19 protein-coding genes, 1 tRNA gene and 1 riboswitch are annotated in these 14,317 nt (G+C 42.7%); of the genes, 1 reads left to right on the top strand and 19 read right to left on the bottom strand.

Going from position 1 to position 14,317, the window contains the following annotated elements:
- Nucleotides 1–9: 9 nt before the first annotated feature.
- Nucleotides 10–780, top strand: a complete 771-nt coding sequence (locus CEG13_RS07565; RefSeq protein ID WP_192869524.1) for a SurA N-terminal domain-containing protein — start codon at nt 10–12, stop codon at nt 778–780.
- Between the two features lie 221 nt (nt 781–1,001).
- On the opposite strand, the gene CEG13_RS07560 is transcribed toward CEG13_RS07565, so the two are convergent.
- The 19 genes from CEG13_RS07560 to CEG13_RS07465 form a co-directional block, all read right to left on the bottom strand.
- A tRNA-Thr gene (locus tag CEG13_RS07560) sits at nt 1,002–1,074 on the bottom strand.
- 353 nt (nt 1,075–1,427) lie between these two features.
- Nucleotides 1,428–2,360: a phosphotransferase gene (locus CEG13_RS07555; RefSeq protein WP_100011270.1), complete on the bottom strand. Its 933-nt coding sequence runs from the start codon at nt 2,358–2,360 to the stop codon at nt 1,428–1,430.
- 17 nt (nt 2,361–2,377) lie between these two features.
- The gene (locus tag CEG13_RS07550; RefSeq protein ID WP_100011269.1) at nt 2,378–2,887 is read right to left on the bottom strand and encodes a GNAT family N-acetyltransferase; all 510 of its coding nucleotides are present in this window, start codon (nt 2,885–2,887) and stop codon (nt 2,378–2,380) included.
- A 21-nt stretch (nt 2,888–2,908) separates the two neighbouring features.
- Nucleotides 2,909–3,145: a DUF3953 domain-containing protein gene (locus CEG13_RS07545; RefSeq protein ID WP_100011268.1), complete on the bottom strand. Its 237-nt coding sequence runs from the start codon at nt 3,143–3,145 to the stop codon at nt 2,909–2,911.
- A 79-nt stretch (nt 3,146–3,224) separates the two neighbouring features.
- Nucleotides 3,225–3,938, bottom strand: a complete 714-nt coding sequence (locus CEG13_RS07540; RefSeq protein WP_100011267.1) for an alpha/beta fold hydrolase — start codon at nt 3,936–3,938, stop codon at nt 3,225–3,227.
- A 27-nt stretch (nt 3,939–3,965) separates the two neighbouring features.
- Nucleotides 3,966–4,535, bottom strand: coding sequence for a hypothetical protein (locus CEG13_RS07535; RefSeq protein ID WP_100011266.1), 570 nt, complete (start codon nt 4,533–4,535; stop codon nt 3,966–3,968).
- Entirely contained in the window at nt 4,532–4,867 is a 336-nt protein-coding gene (locus CEG13_RS07530) for a hypothetical protein (RefSeq protein WP_100011265.1), read from the bottom strand. The genes CEG13_RS07535 and CEG13_RS07530 overlap by 4 nt, the downstream gene beginning before the upstream one ends.
- Entirely contained in the window at nt 4,864–5,331 is a 468-nt protein-coding gene (locus tag CEG13_RS07525; protein ID WP_100011264.1) for a GNAT family N-acetyltransferase, read from the bottom strand. The genes CEG13_RS07530 and CEG13_RS07525 overlap by 4 nt, the downstream gene beginning before the upstream one ends.
- Before the next feature lie 11 nt (nt 5,332–5,342).
- Nucleotides 5,343–5,792 (bottom strand): GNAT family N-acetyltransferase, encoded by a 450-nt coding sequence (locus CEG13_RS07520; RefSeq protein WP_192869532.1) that lies wholly within the window; start codon nt 5,790–5,792, stop codon nt 5,343–5,345.
- 17 nt (nt 5,793–5,809) lie between these two features.
- Nucleotides 5,810–6,325: a GNAT family N-acetyltransferase gene (locus CEG13_RS07515; RefSeq protein WP_100011262.1), complete on the bottom strand. Its 516-nt coding sequence runs from the start codon at nt 6,323–6,325 to the stop codon at nt 5,810–5,812.
- Nucleotides 6,322–6,672, bottom strand: a complete 351-nt coding sequence (locus CEG13_RS07510; RefSeq protein ID WP_100011261.1) for a cupin domain-containing protein — start codon at nt 6,670–6,672, stop codon at nt 6,322–6,324. Before CEG13_RS07510 ends, CEG13_RS07515 begins: the two co-directional genes overlap by 4 nt.
- A complete protein-coding gene (locus CEG13_RS07505) occupies nt 6,669–7,172 on the bottom strand; it encodes a GNAT family N-acetyltransferase (RefSeq protein WP_100011260.1) in 504 nt (167 codons plus the stop codon). Before CEG13_RS07505 ends, CEG13_RS07510 begins: the two co-directional genes overlap by 4 nt.
- Nucleotides 7,173–7,371: 199 nt before the next feature.
- Nucleotides 7,372–8,448 (bottom strand): DUF4179 domain-containing protein, encoded by a 1,077-nt coding sequence (locus tag CEG13_RS07500; protein WP_100011259.1) that lies wholly within the window; start codon nt 8,446–8,448, stop codon nt 7,372–7,374.
- Entirely contained in the window at nt 8,445–8,963 is a 519-nt protein-coding gene (locus CEG13_RS07495) for a sigma-70 family RNA polymerase sigma factor (RefSeq protein WP_100011258.1), read from the bottom strand. The genes CEG13_RS07500 and CEG13_RS07495 overlap by 4 nt, the downstream gene beginning before the upstream one ends.
- A 181-nt stretch (nt 8,964–9,144) precedes the next feature.
- Entirely contained in the window at nt 9,145–9,267 is a 123-nt protein-coding gene (locus CEG13_RS19230; RefSeq protein ID WP_275661798.1) for a hypothetical protein, read from the bottom strand.
- A 132-nt stretch (nt 9,268–9,399) separates the two neighbouring features.
- Nucleotides 9,400–10,296, bottom strand: coding sequence for a DnaJ family domain-containing protein (locus tag CEG13_RS18960; RefSeq protein WP_204758484.1), 897 nt, complete (start codon nt 10,294–10,296; stop codon nt 9,400–9,402).
- 118 nt (nt 10,297–10,414) lie between these two features.
- The gene (locus tag CEG13_RS07475; protein ID WP_100011256.1) at nt 10,415–12,016 is read right to left on the bottom strand and encodes a glutathione ABC transporter substrate-binding protein; all 1,602 of its coding nucleotides are present in this window, start codon (nt 12,014–12,016) and stop codon (nt 10,415–10,417) included.
- A 24-nt stretch (nt 12,017–12,040) separates the two neighbouring features.
- Nucleotides 12,041–13,105 carry a M42 family metallopeptidase gene (locus CEG13_RS07470; protein WP_100011255.1) on the bottom strand — a complete coding sequence of 355 codons (1,065 nt, stop codon included), beginning with the start codon at nt 13,103–13,105 and terminating at the stop codon, nt 12,041–12,043.
- Nucleotides 13,106–13,217: 112 nt separating this feature from the next.
- Nucleotides 13,218–13,329, bottom strand: a riboswitch (SAM riboswitch).
- A gap of 102 nt (nt 13,330–13,431) precedes the next feature.
- Nucleotides 13,432–13,983: an SLOG family protein gene (locus CEG13_RS07465; RefSeq protein WP_100011254.1), complete on the bottom strand. Its 552-nt coding sequence runs from the start codon at nt 13,981–13,983 to the stop codon at nt 13,432–13,434.
- Nucleotides 13,984–14,317: the final 334 nt, after the last annotated feature.

Here is a 14,317-nt window from a genome sequence, read left to right as displayed (position 1 = left end):
AGAATGATATTGAATAAAAAATGGATGTTAAGTTTGTTACTTGTCGTAACATTCACTGTGCTAACAGCATGTAATGGCGGAGATGAATCAGCTGAAGATAATAATAATGAAGCAACGCAGGAAGAACCCCAGGAAGGCGGAGAAAGTGCTGAACATGCGGAAATGCCTGAACCTGATTTAGAAGGCATTCCTGAAGTGGTCGCAGAAGTAAATTCAGAAGAAATAACAAGAGAAGAATTTGAAACGACTTATGAAGTACAATTTCAACGAACAGCTATGCAGTCGCAAATGACTGGACAAGCGGTTGATCAGGAGCAATTAAAAGGACAGGTTGCAGAAAGTATGGTTGGTGCGGAACTTCTCAAACAGGAAGCAGACAGCCGTGGTTTTACCGCTTCAGAAGAGGACACGAATGCATATTTGGATGAGTTAGTAGAACTAAATGAGCTTCAATCACAAGATGAGCTCTTAGCTGCTTTCGAAGAACAAGGTACAGCAGAAGAAGAATTGATGGCTCAGGTTGAACAGCAAGTAAAAGTCAATCAGCTTATTGCTGAGGAGGCTGGCGATACCGAGCCCACAGAAGAAGAAATGCAAGAGCTTTATGATCAAATCATAGCCCAGCAAGAGCAAATAGGTGGAGATGAAGCAGAAATTCCATCTTTTGAGGAAATGAAGCCAACTCTTGAAGAACAAATAAAGACGCAAAAAGAAAATGACGCATCTTTAGCGCTAATTGAGGAATTACGTGAAAATGCAGACGTCACGGTCAACTTATAATAAATTTTGAAAGCCAGGCCCCATTTAAGGCCTGGTTTTTTCTGCGTTAAATGTAATTAAACACGCTTACAAGAGAGAGCGGCTAAAGAATTGTACTGTACCAGTAAAAAAACACTCTATTTTCAATTCTGCCGGCAAATGTCGACAAAAATAGTATGATCAAATTAAAAAGCGATTCCTGAATGTATCAAGAATCACTTTGTATCAATGTTTATTCAAGATGCTGGTGAGAGGACTCGAACCTCCGACCTCTTCATTACGAATGAAACGCACTACCAGCTGTGCTACACCAGCATGTGGAAATCACAAAGAATATCACACTCTATTCAGTTTTCAAGATTTATTTGCAAAAAACAAGCCTGGCCATAGAAGCCAGGTTATTTTCATTGTGTTGCTACCTATAATTTCTGTTTTGCTTTCGTTTATTGAGAAACTTTCTTACCATCGGATAAATAATCGGCCCATATTTTATAAGTCGTTTGATTAGCCGTCCCATTACTGCTTCCTCCCTTATTTCCACAAATGAATGCTGGTAATTGTTATATTTCCTCGAACGGGGCATTTTAAACAAGCATAGCATATCCGCCCTTGTTAAGCTACCCGCTTTAACAATTGCCTCTACTTTTCAACCTTTTTCCTCGCTCGTGTCACTCAATCCCATACTCCCGACAATCCAGCACCACCCGAATCAAATCCGCAAACAGCCTACGCTGCCGGGAATTCTCCCAGTCTTCCGGAAATTCCTCCATAAGCCACATAACTTCGTCCAAGAAAATATGCTCTACAGCTTGCTGCCAGTAGGATTTCTCCTGCTCTGTCAACTCTACCGCCGATGTATATCCTTTCAGAAAAAGCTGCCATTCATATGCTGTGAATATCCGCGCTGGCGCAGTATCGTGCTCATTGTGGAACAAAAGCAAGGCTAATGCCAGGTCAAAAATCCGCGGCACCCATGTCGCATTATCCGGATCAATCAGATAAGGCTCTGGTGTGTAGATTAAATTATTTGCCTTGTAATCATAAGGAGAAGCCACACATGGTAAGCCGCTCCTTTCAAGCTCATCCTGCCGGGAAACCGCAGCCATTAATTTCTCTTTCAGCTCGCCTGGCTCCAGGCTGAAATGGTTTGCAGCAGCATTTTTCCCGATGGCGGCCATGCTTTCCTCCACTTCCGCCGTGGTGAAATCATACACATTGTACGGATCAAGCTGATAGTGATTTTCCGCCGGGGAAAGACCGTGGATTTGTCCCAGCAGCCTGCCAGCTTGATAGATTTCTTCATTCTTGCCTGTGTAAACAGACCCGTTGATATAAGGATAAACGACGTAAACATCCTCTTGAACCGTCTGCGGATTGTCTCTGTCCAACTCAACAGGTGTCACTACATCGATGCCATTTTCACTTAGATGAGAAATAAATTTGATCAAGCCCTTGGCCCGCTTCAGTGGTGACTGTGTTTTCTTCACAACCACGTCTCCCTCGTCTGTGGTAACCCGGTATACCGGTGAAAATGGATAAATGCTCTCTGGCTCTGGCTCTGAATCAAGCCCAAACCCTCTTAATATCTCTGATGTTTTCATCTTTCATCCATCCCCCTTCACCGATACACAGCGTACACCGCAATTTCCTTGTCCCATTTCACTACACTTTTTTCCCGCTTCATCCCAACCCGCTCAGCAACGTTGATGGAAGGAACATTATGTACGTCAATCAATGAAATCAGCTTACTTAATTGCAGTTCCGTGAAGCCATATTCTTTACAGGCAAGTGCAGCTTCAGTAGCGTACCCATTGCCCCAAACGCTTCGTTTAAACAAATAACCAATCTCCATCTCGATCGATCCATCCACTTTCTGCAGCACCAAGCCACATTGTCCGAGAAATTCTCCCGTCTGTTTGTCTTCCACAATCCACAGCCCGGCACCGAATTTCGCATAATTTTCCAACGTCCAGTCAATCCATGCATTTGTCTCATGCTCATCTTTTGTGGATGGATAATATTGCATGGCAACCGGGTCCGCGAAAATTTCCAGCAAGTTTGCCGTATCGCCTTTGTTCATCTTTCTCAAGGCCAGTCTTTCCGTTGTCAAAACTTCCACGCTCTCCATCAAATCACCACCGATCTATGTCTACCAGCCTCCCAGAAATCCTTGGACTGATACGTAAAATACGAACAATGAAATAAGGATACTTGCAAATCCCCAAAATTTTTTTTCTTTCTGCAGTTCCAATAACCCTGTCACCAGCAGCAAGCCACCGACTCCCACCATCATATGAGGCATCCAGTAGAAATCCTGTGTGATAATAAGATAGCCTGAAAAAATAATGATAAGTATGGATAAAATGTTTCGAATCTTGTCTAGCATCGTTGTACCTCCAGCATGTTGCTCAAATAATAAATAACATGTACGATTATATACCCGATGAGCCTTCAACTCAATTGTCTTATTTTTCCACGCGCTTCAAAAAATCTTCTACAACCTTCATATAAATTTCCGGCTGATCCAGATGAACGAGATGGGAGGCAAACGGAATGATAGCTACATGGATATTTTTATTTGCCCTTGGATAAATTTGAGCACCTATTGTTTCATTTGTATTTCCTTCTCCAACCACAAACAGAACAGGCACCTCCAGCATGGTTAAATCTCCTGTTTCATTAAATGGATACCAGTCTGCCTCAACAGCAATTTTTAAAAGTTTACTCCAATCTCCGTCATGGATTTGGTCAAAATATGCGATTGCATCTTTGTTTTCCAAAACGTTCGCTTGCATTGCTTTCTCTTCTTTTAATTGTTCCTCCCAGTTTGCGGGCTTTTTCGGTATAATACCTGAGATGACTAAACTTTTTACTCTATGCGGATATTTCTTGGCAAACATCAAAGCAGCCAATGCTCCCAAAGAACTACCTGCAATATGAGTGGAGTCAATGTTTAATTCGGTAAGTGTATCATTCAGATCTCTGGCACAATCGTTAAAGTAGTCAGAGAAATCATCAGATGCGGATTTCCCATGACCGCGCAAATCTGGTAAAATCACTTGGTAATTCTCTTGCAAGTAGTCCTTTTCTGCTTGAAAATCTGTTTCACTTGTTTGTAAACCTTGATGGATCAGCACAACCGGCTCTCCCTTACCTGATACTTTTGTATGTAAGATCATTTTCTTCCTTCTTTCTATTACTACCTTTTAGTCTATTTCTTTCCGATACGTAATCCAAGTCGGCGCAGGAGAGAAAGGAAAGGACCGCAATACCTTCATGGCAAAGAAATCCGTGGTATCAAATTCTCCCTGCAGGTACTTCCAGCCATGCTGTTTAGCATAGCGAATTTGCCTGTAAACTAATGGGGGAATGAAATCAGCGTTCTTTTCATCTATAGCCCCGCACCAACCTAATTCCAGGGTTTCAGGCTCCGTTGACTTATGCAAAAAAGAATATGCTAAAATCTCAGTCCCATCCGAATTGCAATAAATATAGCTTCCTTCTTTTATCATATCATCTGCGAATACTAGCTTTTTCCATGTATCCCAACTGAGCTCAGCCACAGGATTTGCTTCATGTGCATTAATATAGTTCGTCCTTGCCATCCTAATTAGCTGGGTTTTTAAAAGCTCATCATGCGAAATATCGGCAATCGATTTTACTATCCCAGAAGGTTCTTCCGGTGGAATTAACTTTGCCGCATTTGCTACTGGCATCACTGGCATATACGTTTTTCTGATTATCGTAAAGCCATTTTCCTCGAAAAAGTCTTTCAAGCCAATATCGGTTTCCCAAATAGAGGTTTGCAATGGTCCCTTTGATGGTCCTTCTGCACTGGATAATAAATTTTCAGCAATATTCCTTCCATTGGAAAAAGGCTGGACCAACATTCGAAAATAAGACAATAAGGATGAAAATCACTTTTCCAGGCTACAAGTATGCCTGCAAGTTTTTCCTCGTGATAAGCAGAAAAAGCATATTCCATCATAGAGCTGTTTAATATATTAAGTAAGTCATTCTCTTGATAAATGGATAATAATTCCTTCAGTTGCTCTCTATCTTGATCTGTGAATCCTTTAATACCAATTTTCTTATCTTCCTTCTTCACTCCACACACCCCTGCAACCGAATCACTTTCCCATCCAATTCCGAACCAACCTCTTCCATGCCGTTCCTCCGATAAAATTTCCTTGCATTCACATTGTCCGGAGCCACGCGTAAATGATACTCTTTCACACCCTGACCCCGAAAAAACTTTAATGCATAGCGCTGCAATTCCTTACCATAGCCGCTGCCCCGCTTCGATTTTATCAAATAATAGAGATGGACATACCCGATTGTCCTTCCCTGATATTCACGAATGGAAAGCTCCAATTGACCGACTGGCTGATTATCTTCCATCAGTAAAACAAACCCATCCGGGAATTTGGATATTTTTTCTTCCAACCAATCAGTATAGCTCGCTCCATCAAACCCGGAATCATCACCAAAACTTACTGCAAAAGAATCCCTGCGAAACGGCACCACTGTATCCCTGTCTTTTGCCACATCGATAGTTCTATAGTGCAGCATAGCTTCCCCCTTTATAATTCCATTACGAGCCGCAGCATATCCCTGCAAATAATCCCATTCTCGATGATCTCTTCTTCATAGTTATCTGTGAAAAAGCCGCGCTCTATCTTGGTAATACGAAAGCCGCATTTTTGATATAATGCGAGCTGCCCGATGCTGGAATTTCCTGTACCGATTTGGACCTGCTTGAATCCTTGTTTCCGGGCCTGCTCAATCGCATGGGCAAGCAGTTGTTTGCCAAGCCCTTTTCCTTGCTCTTTTTCCGCAACAGCAATATTCATAATTTCGATGACACCCGCAGAAACTGGCATCAGAACATACACTCCGACCGTTTCATTGTTCACCTCTAACGTATAGCATTGCCCGCTCTCAAGATATTTTTCTATCATTTCCTTCGAAGGGTCGGCCAGAAGGAGCAGATCCATCGGCGCCTCGCTCGCACTTCGTAACTGTATATTTATGATGCTTTTCCTCCTATTCAGCCCGAAAAAATCCCGTCTATCTTATCCCATGCATACACCAATTCATTGAGCTTCGTCCCGGCAATACCGATCTCTACTCTATCGATACATTTCGCACCGGCTGCTTCATAGAAATACTTGGAAGGATTATCCTCCAAGACGAGGACAATCATCGAATGCATCCCCGCTTGCTGTAAATCCTCGACTACCGGCTGAAGCAGCTTTTTTCCCAGCCCTTTCCGCTGATACTCCTGCAAAATATAAATAGCGTAGATTTCTCCTTGATAAGCCTCGTACCTATCACCGCGCCTTGGCCCGCCATCAGCAAATCCAACAATACCTCCCTGCTCATTTTCCGCCACATATATCGCCTGCTGTGTCAGGTTGTAAGCCCAATTTTCCGTCCGCTGCTCATAGGATATTTGATCGAGGAATGCATCGGGAATGATCCCCCGGTATGTTGTGCGCCAGCTGTCCACGCTGACCTTTGCAATATCAGCTGCTTCACTCTGCAGCGCTTTTCTTATTTTCATTGTAATCCCTCCAGCAAAAGATCGAAATCACTGCTCTCCATGACAATAGCTGTTAAACCTTGTTCGGACACCGTTTCATGCCATTCGTCTTTTTCCCAGAGAACCACTTGCCCAGTTTTAACATTTACCTGCTCGTCCTCCTTGCCTCGTACCGTTCCTTCCCCATCCGTCACAAGCAGCAGCTGAGCAACTTTTGCCTGATGGTAACCAACCACGCCTCCTGCTTCCAAATGGAAAAAGCTCACTTGCATTGGGGCATTCGATCTGGTCAGTGGAGCCATAAGAAAGTTTGAACCAAATTCGGTAATTCTTCTGCCGCTGTTCTTTTTCAAATCAAATACTCTCATACCCTGCTTCGCTTCTTCACATATAGCACCATGCGCACTGTTTGCAAGATGTGCCCGTCAAATTCATCAGCGAATTCCTCCAACACTTCAAATCCTTTCGCTTCGTAAAACCTGGCACCAATGCGATTTTGTTTTTCCACATGCAGATATATTTCCCTTACCCCTTCAAGCTGCTTGATGCCTTCCTGCAAAAGGGCCGTTCCGATTCCTGCTCCCTGATGTTCCGGATATAAGTAGAGCGCTCCAAGTTCCGCTTTTCCGCGCTGATCCACATTGGAAAAGTTGGCAAACCCGACAATTCGCCCGTCCAGTTCCGCCACAAATAGCAAGGAAGACTTCAATCGATGTTTCATCGATTTGTCATTATATGCTCCATCGAGAAATCTATCTTGCACCGCAAGCGGAATGATCCCATCATACGTGGCATGCCAGCTCTCAATTGCCACCTGTTGCACTTGCGCGATATCCCTTTTTTTCATTTGACGAATGATAAATCCCATTCCCATCACTGCCCCTTGATTAATATTTCATAACATTATATCATTGTTTTTTGGTTATTGCTGAGTTAATTTGATAAGCTGCTGAAGCAAAATAAAAAAGCATTGCGTTTGTACAATGCTTTTGGGGTATTTTGGATAATAAGAAAATAGTGGTGGTCTAATTCTTTTAATCAGTATTTGTGTCCTTCGTATCCTAAGATTAATACAGTATCTCATACAGGCTTTCTTGCTCTTTATCTCTTATAATAATTTTATAGGGGATCTTATCAACTGATAATTCATCTCTTTTTATTTCAACGACTTGATTTGCATATTTCGCAATTTCTTCCGCCACCTTTTCATCCTGCTCCCCATCTGACAAGGAAGTCTTTAAAATAATTTGAAGTGGTTTGGGGTGGAAGGAAAAAGCAAATCCAGTTACTTCGTTAAATTTTTTATGTGTTTCCTCCATGACTGATGCAAAAATTGGTTGCCAATTTTGAGTTCTTATTTCTGCCTCGGTTAGCCTTGTGACTTCTACTTCATATTCTAACCCTTTCTGGGATTTGATCGCATCATGTACCTGTTTTTCAATATCATCCTTCACATTATTATAATGTTGTTGGGTACCTACAATTTCTATATTTATGATTGGATTTCTGCCGTCAATACCCAGACTGCTATATCTATATCCCTTGTCTTGCAACACCTTTCTTGTAATATTAAATAATTGATCAGTAAGTTCCATTCGCTCTTGTTCCTCTTTACTTATTTCAGCAATTTGCTTATCCTGTACTTCTACTTTAATTTTAACCTCGTCAATATTGTAAGACTGGGCAAAATCTCTAATAGCCTGTTCTATTTCATCTCCAAATTCTTGTTTAGAAGTATTATCTATCATCCGAACAATGATTTCAGGCGGTTCAGAGGAGAAATACCAAGACATTGAAACATCAACTACATCTTGATAATTATTAGTTAATGTTTCATGCGCCTCGCTATAGAAATTATTTAATTTTTCTTCCCTATCCTCAGTTTGTTCCATACTTTGCAAAATTTGACTTATTAGAGGAACATTTGACATGACTTTTGCCATAACCGGGGAAACAAATGCTGAGCCAATTAACAAAGAAAATACTATTACTGCGGCGCTGCTCAAATAGGTAATTTTTTTGCTCAGACCCCATTTTTTCCTTTTCCCTCGTTTAATCGCACGTTCAATAGCAAGATCCAATTTTTTTTCAGGAACATCTATTTTATCTATTTCGTTTTTAAAATTTGGAAAGTCATTGTTCATCTAATACCTTCCTCCTTTAAATCCATTTTTAACTGTTTAACTGCCCGGTGCAGATGAGTCTTCACCGTTCCTTCAGGGCAATCCAGCGTTTCAGCAATTTGTTTTACCGTATAATCTTTATAATATCTGAGAATGACTATTGTTTTATATTGGTCTTGAAGCCGGTTAATCGCATCAATCAGGTCGATGTGATCTTCTGCTTTATGAATTTCGGTTGTGTGGATCCCTTCAATTTTATCAATCGGAATGACATGCTTGTTTTTCTTGATAGAATCCAAAGATTTGTTAATTAAAATTCGAGTTAACCATGTTGAAAAATATTGATTTTCCTTTAATGTTTTCATTGATATGTAAGCCTTGTATATGGTCTCCTGAACAATATCTAACGCATCATTTTCATTTTTCACATACATATATGCCATGCGGTAAAGCTTATTTTTTTCTTTTTGAATCAATTCCTGAAAAGCTTGATCATTTCCTCTTTTTGCTTTTTTAACCTTCTCTTGCTCAGACATATTTTCCTCCTTTCATCCCACTCCTTAGACTTGTGACGAACGTAAAACGTTTCAATAAAAAAAGAACCTCCCAAATTCGAGATTCTTAATTATATCTATTGCCTTTATTTCTAACACTTTCCACACAATTATCCGAACACCAGTTATTTTTTCCACACAATTTTTCCATCACGTTCATCTTTTAACGACCTGGCCGTCTCCGAGCTGTCAATTCCTTTTTTACAGCCGCAGCGATGACAAAATAAAGAATGATAAATGGTGCTGCAAAGATGACCAGGCTCATTAGTATATTTAACAAATCCATTTAAAAATGCCTCCTGCTTTTGTGTATCAGGTTTCATTATAGTGTTTCCTTGGTTTTTCTGCCAGCATTTCCGCGGCATCAAGGAGGTCCCTCACACAAACACAGTGGATGCCTCAGCAAACCCACACCGATCTATTCCTCCACCTTATTTTTCTGCAGCGAAGGCGGACAAGCCATATTATATTCTTTTATCAATTTGTTGATTTCCTTCACTTTCTTCCTTCGTATTTTGCCTTCCAGGGAGGATAGCTCCTCCTTCAGCTTCTCAATCTGATTGGAAAGTTCCACCCAGCGGGGCAGGATATGATTGTCTTTTAACGTTTTGTACAGCTGTTTTTCCGCAGGGTTGAAGTAGCGTTGCTCGAATTTCAGTGGCTTCCCTTTTCCCGGCAAATGATCAAACTGCCCCTTCTCTTCGGCACGTTTGATAATATCACTCATATGGTCGGTATAGGCGAGCCGCTCCTCAATTTCATATTCCTCTTGCTTTTTATCGGTCACTCTTCCCCACCCCTTTTCCAGAATCTGATCGACAAATGCTTTTTTGGCATCAGTATAGGAACTCTCATCCTCCGCGTATTTCTCTGCCAGTTCTTGCTTCAGAGCTTCGTATTCCGTTGCCGCTTCCGGATGCTCATTTAAATAATCACGGAAGTGCACATGTTTTTTCCACAAGTCCCCTTCATGTTCCACCACATGGTAAATATGGGTTTTGCTTATATTCTCCATGTCAGAAATCTTTGCAAACACTACTTTCCCGTCCAATTTCACTTTAAGCTGATAAATATTGACTTCTCTCAGTTTCTTTCGATCAAATTGCTTCACTCTGTCTAAGGAATCCACACCGATTAATACATCAATGATCGGTTTCGCCGAAATTCCCTTAATCGCTGTGCTGCCAAAATGCTGAATATCCACCACATGCTCGCCAATAATCTCTTCCAGCAACGCTTTTTCCCTTGCGAACTGCTCATCCCATGTATCCGAATGTTCCGAGAGACGGACTTGCCCTTTATTTACTCCAAGCATCTCCAGACCTCCATTAATAGAGTACTTCATATATTCTATGTTAATTGGGGAAATTCCTGCTAGTGCAAATAAAAAAGAGACCCCTCAACATTAGAAGGATCCCTTTCTAAATCAAAACTTACTCTTCAATATAAACATCATCCAACTGCAGCAGCTGTGTAGGAAGCTGCCAAAGTCCCTTCACTTTATCGCTCACACCTAATAGATATTCCTGATGCAGCAGGTACACCATCGGAGCGAGCTTTACCAGTCTTTCCTGTGCTTTGGAATACAGCTCTTCCCGCTTTTCAGGATCCGCTGTTTGCCGTGCTTCTGACAAATACGAATCCAATTTTTCGTCGTCGGTAAAGGTTCTATTCCCCGCTGAACCGAGATTATCGGAATGGAATAATGGATACAAGCCATTATCGGCATCCCCAGTCACCGTGGTCCATCCGAATACGGTCATTTCATGTTCGCCGCTGGCAGTCTGTTCAAGCATCGCGCCCCATTCCACCACTTGTACTTCCACATTAACGCCGATTTCGGCAAGCTGTGCCTGTACATTGGTTGCCGTATCAATGCGTTGCCGGTCGTCATTTGTCCAAATGGTAGTGGAAAAACCATCCTCATAGCCGGCCTCAGCGAGCAATTCTTTCGCTTTTTCCGGATTATACTCGAGTCCGGAAAGGTCCTCGTCATGACCAAATATCCCCGGTGCAAGCGGGCCTTCTGCCGGAATACCAACACCATTGTAAATTCCTTCAATGATTTCTTCCTTATCAATCGCCATGGAAATTGCCCGGCGAACCTGTGGATCATCAAAAGGCTCTTTATTTGTGTTAAAACCGATATAGGTTAGTGAAGAACTTTCCTGCCGCTGGACGGAAATCCCTTCTGTTTTTTCTACCTGTTCCACATCAGATGGACTGAGCGGATGAGAGATATGGGAATCCCCTGTTTGCAATTCAGCAATTCGGGTTAAATCTTCGGGTACCACCTTGAATGTTACCGAATCCAGCAATGCAGGATCTCCCCAGAAATCTTCATTTTTTACCAATTTAGTTGACTGTCCGGGCGTACGGCTTTCAAATTTAAATGGCCCGGTTCCTTGCGGGTTGGCGTTGATGACACTGCCCGGTTCTTCGCCTTCTTCCATGGCTGCATAATCAGCATCAATTTGCTCTTTAGAGACCATTTGCCCGCCAGGATGGGCCAAGTGTGCCGGCAGCGGTGCAAACGGATATTCCGTCTCCATCCGTACCGTATATTCATCAACCACTTCCACATTTGTTATCATGTTGTACATGAAAGCAACCGGGGAAGCAATTTCCGGATCAAGAATACGGTCGATGTTGGCTTTTACCACCTCCGCATTAAACTCGGATCCGTCATGAAAAGTCACACCTTCCCGGAGCTCGAATTCCCAGGTCGTGTCGTCAATCTGTTCCCAGCCCGTAGCAAGCTCTGGCTGCAGTTCCATATTCTCATCCTGTGTAACAAGGTTATCAAATATATTCACCCGCACATTGGCAGATGGCGTATCATTGGTAGTAGCAGGGTCCAGCGATACAGCATCAGTTTGGGTCGCAATTACTAAATCTCCACCCTTGCCGTCCGTTTCGCCACCCCCTTCAGCTGAGGTGCCCTCATTCGAATCAGGTTCACTGGCACAAGCAGTGAAGATTATACTTATAAAAATTGCTGCAAAAAATGTAAGTAGTGTTTTTCTTGATGTCATTTCTCTCTCTCCTTTTGGCTATTTTTAGAAACGAAATTCTGTTTCTTCATTTAAATTTAGGATAAATGCTTTAAGTACATCGGTTGTAGCCTCCACGTCCTTCAAGTTCACCACCTCAACTGGTGAGTGCGCGTTGCGGGAAGGGATAGACAGAACGCCCGTCGGTACGCCTTTATCAGCTACAGCAACCGCACTGCCATCTGTGCCAATCCCCGGGAACACCTCTAATTGATAAGGAATATTTTTTTCCACTGCAATGTTTTTCAGGGCGTCTTTTATTTTCCTCTGAACAATCAGGCTGAAATCCATCACTTTAATACCTGTTCCTGCGCCAAGCTTCAGCGTCTGATCCATCGTCTCCTCTGGGGTGTCACTGACTGCCGTGGTGTCCACCGCAATGGCAAGATCGATATCTTTGAGATGGGTCATCGCTGTCTGGGCTCCTCTTAGGCCGACTTCTTCCTGCACCGCGAACAGGAAAATAACCTCCCCAGCAAACTCCTTATCCTGGATGTTGTTCAGTACATCTAAAAGAACAGCACAGCCTGCCCGGTCATCCAGCGCCTTTCCTCTGATCATTGGGTTGTCCTCTGTGCCAATTCGCTTGGCCTCTGTTGCCCAGGTAACCGGTGTGCCAATGTCAACCCCAAGATCCAGGACTTCCTGCTGGGATGATGCACCAATATCAATGTAAAGCTCTTTATGCCCTCGCACTTTTTTCGGATCATCAAATTTTACATAATGGGCAGAAAGTGTGCCAATCACACCATCAATTTCCCGGTCGTCACCGAGCACTTTCACCTGCTGGGCAAGCAAGATCCGATCATCATGCCCGCCGAGCTTTTCAAAACGTAAGAGGCCATTCTCTTCTATCTTTTTGACAATGAATCCCACTTCGTCCATATGAGCTGTCAGCAGCGTCACCGGCCCGGGTTTGCTCCCCGTTTTTCTCGCAATCACATTGCCGATGCCATCGACTCGGGTCTGGTCCACCTTGTCCCTCACGTAGTTTTCGATAAAATATGTAACGTTCTGTTCAAATCCGCATGGCCCATTTAGCTCGGTCAGCTGCTTTAGTAAATTTTCCATTTTGCAAAACTCCTTCTGATGTTTGGTGCTTGCCTCTTCTTTCCGAAATAGAAAAACGCCTTTCTGTAAGAGAACAGAAAGACGTAAACTAATAAACAAGAGTCTTCGTGTTCTCTTATCTGTCAAAGCATCCGCCTTGCAGGAATTGGCACCTTTCCAAACACTGTTGTTTGAAGGTTGCCGCGGGTTCATAGGGCCGTTCCCTCCACCGCTCATGATAAGAGATAAATTAATTATTTGATTTTGTTGATCTTAGCATGGGTGTCGAAATTTGTCAATTAATTTTGTGTCGCCAAGGGGCTGTTTACGCCTCAGCAACTCAAACATCACAACCAATAATCCGGATCCTCCATCCGCATTTCTTCTACTGTTTCATCAATATCAGCAGGAGTAATATAGGTGATCGGGTAATTCTCATCCGCTTCTGCTGCCTGATGAAAAAACTTCGTGCTGCCCGGAAACTCCTCATCCATCAGCAATAGACAGCCATCACTCTTATCCACCAGCCACATGTTTTTCGCCTTAAACTGATAGGCGCCTTTGTAGTCCCCCTGATAGATCGGTTTATAAAAATCCACCGCAGCCAACAGAGCCTGGTACTTTTCCTGAATCTGCTCCGGCCAGCGGGACTCCTGATTTTCAAAAGGCGGAAAAATACCGACTTTCAAATCCCAGCTGTCCTGCAAATCCAGTACCACCTCCGCCGTCCACATTTCCACGCCCATTTGCCCGGAAATCAGTACCCACTCCAGTCCGTCCTCTGCAAAGGCAATTAACCTCTTTTGCAACGCTCTTTTGATAAATTCAATCCGCGGGTCATCTTCTTTGAAAATATTTAGCTCCATTGGTTTATATCCAGTCACTGTCAAGATTTTCATGAGCGGCACTCCTTGTCTGTATAGCAATTGTATATGGAATTATAAGAAGTTTCCAGTTCACATGATTTGGTTGATGGTTTTTTGCATTATAATAGATTCTAGTGGGCTTTGATAGGTTGTATGTGTGGTTTTGCCCAATAGAATCGTTCTATTCGTCTTTTCGAGCATTCAATCGCTTCATTTTGATCTTGAGAACCGTTCTATCCATCTTTTCAAGCATTCAATCGCTTCATTTTGATCTTGAGGACCGTTCTATCCGTCTTTTCGAGCACCCAATTTCTTCATTTTGATCTTGAGAACCGTTCTATCCGTCTTTTCGAGCATCCAACCGCTC

Origin of the sequence: Lentibacillus sediminis, assembly GCF_002763455.1 — a bacterium.
GTDB classification, from domain to species: domain Bacteria; phylum Bacillota; class Bacilli; order Bacillales; family Amphibacillaceae; genus Lentibacillus_D; species Lentibacillus_D sediminis_A.
This window is presented reverse-complemented; position numbering and strand designations above follow the sequence as displayed.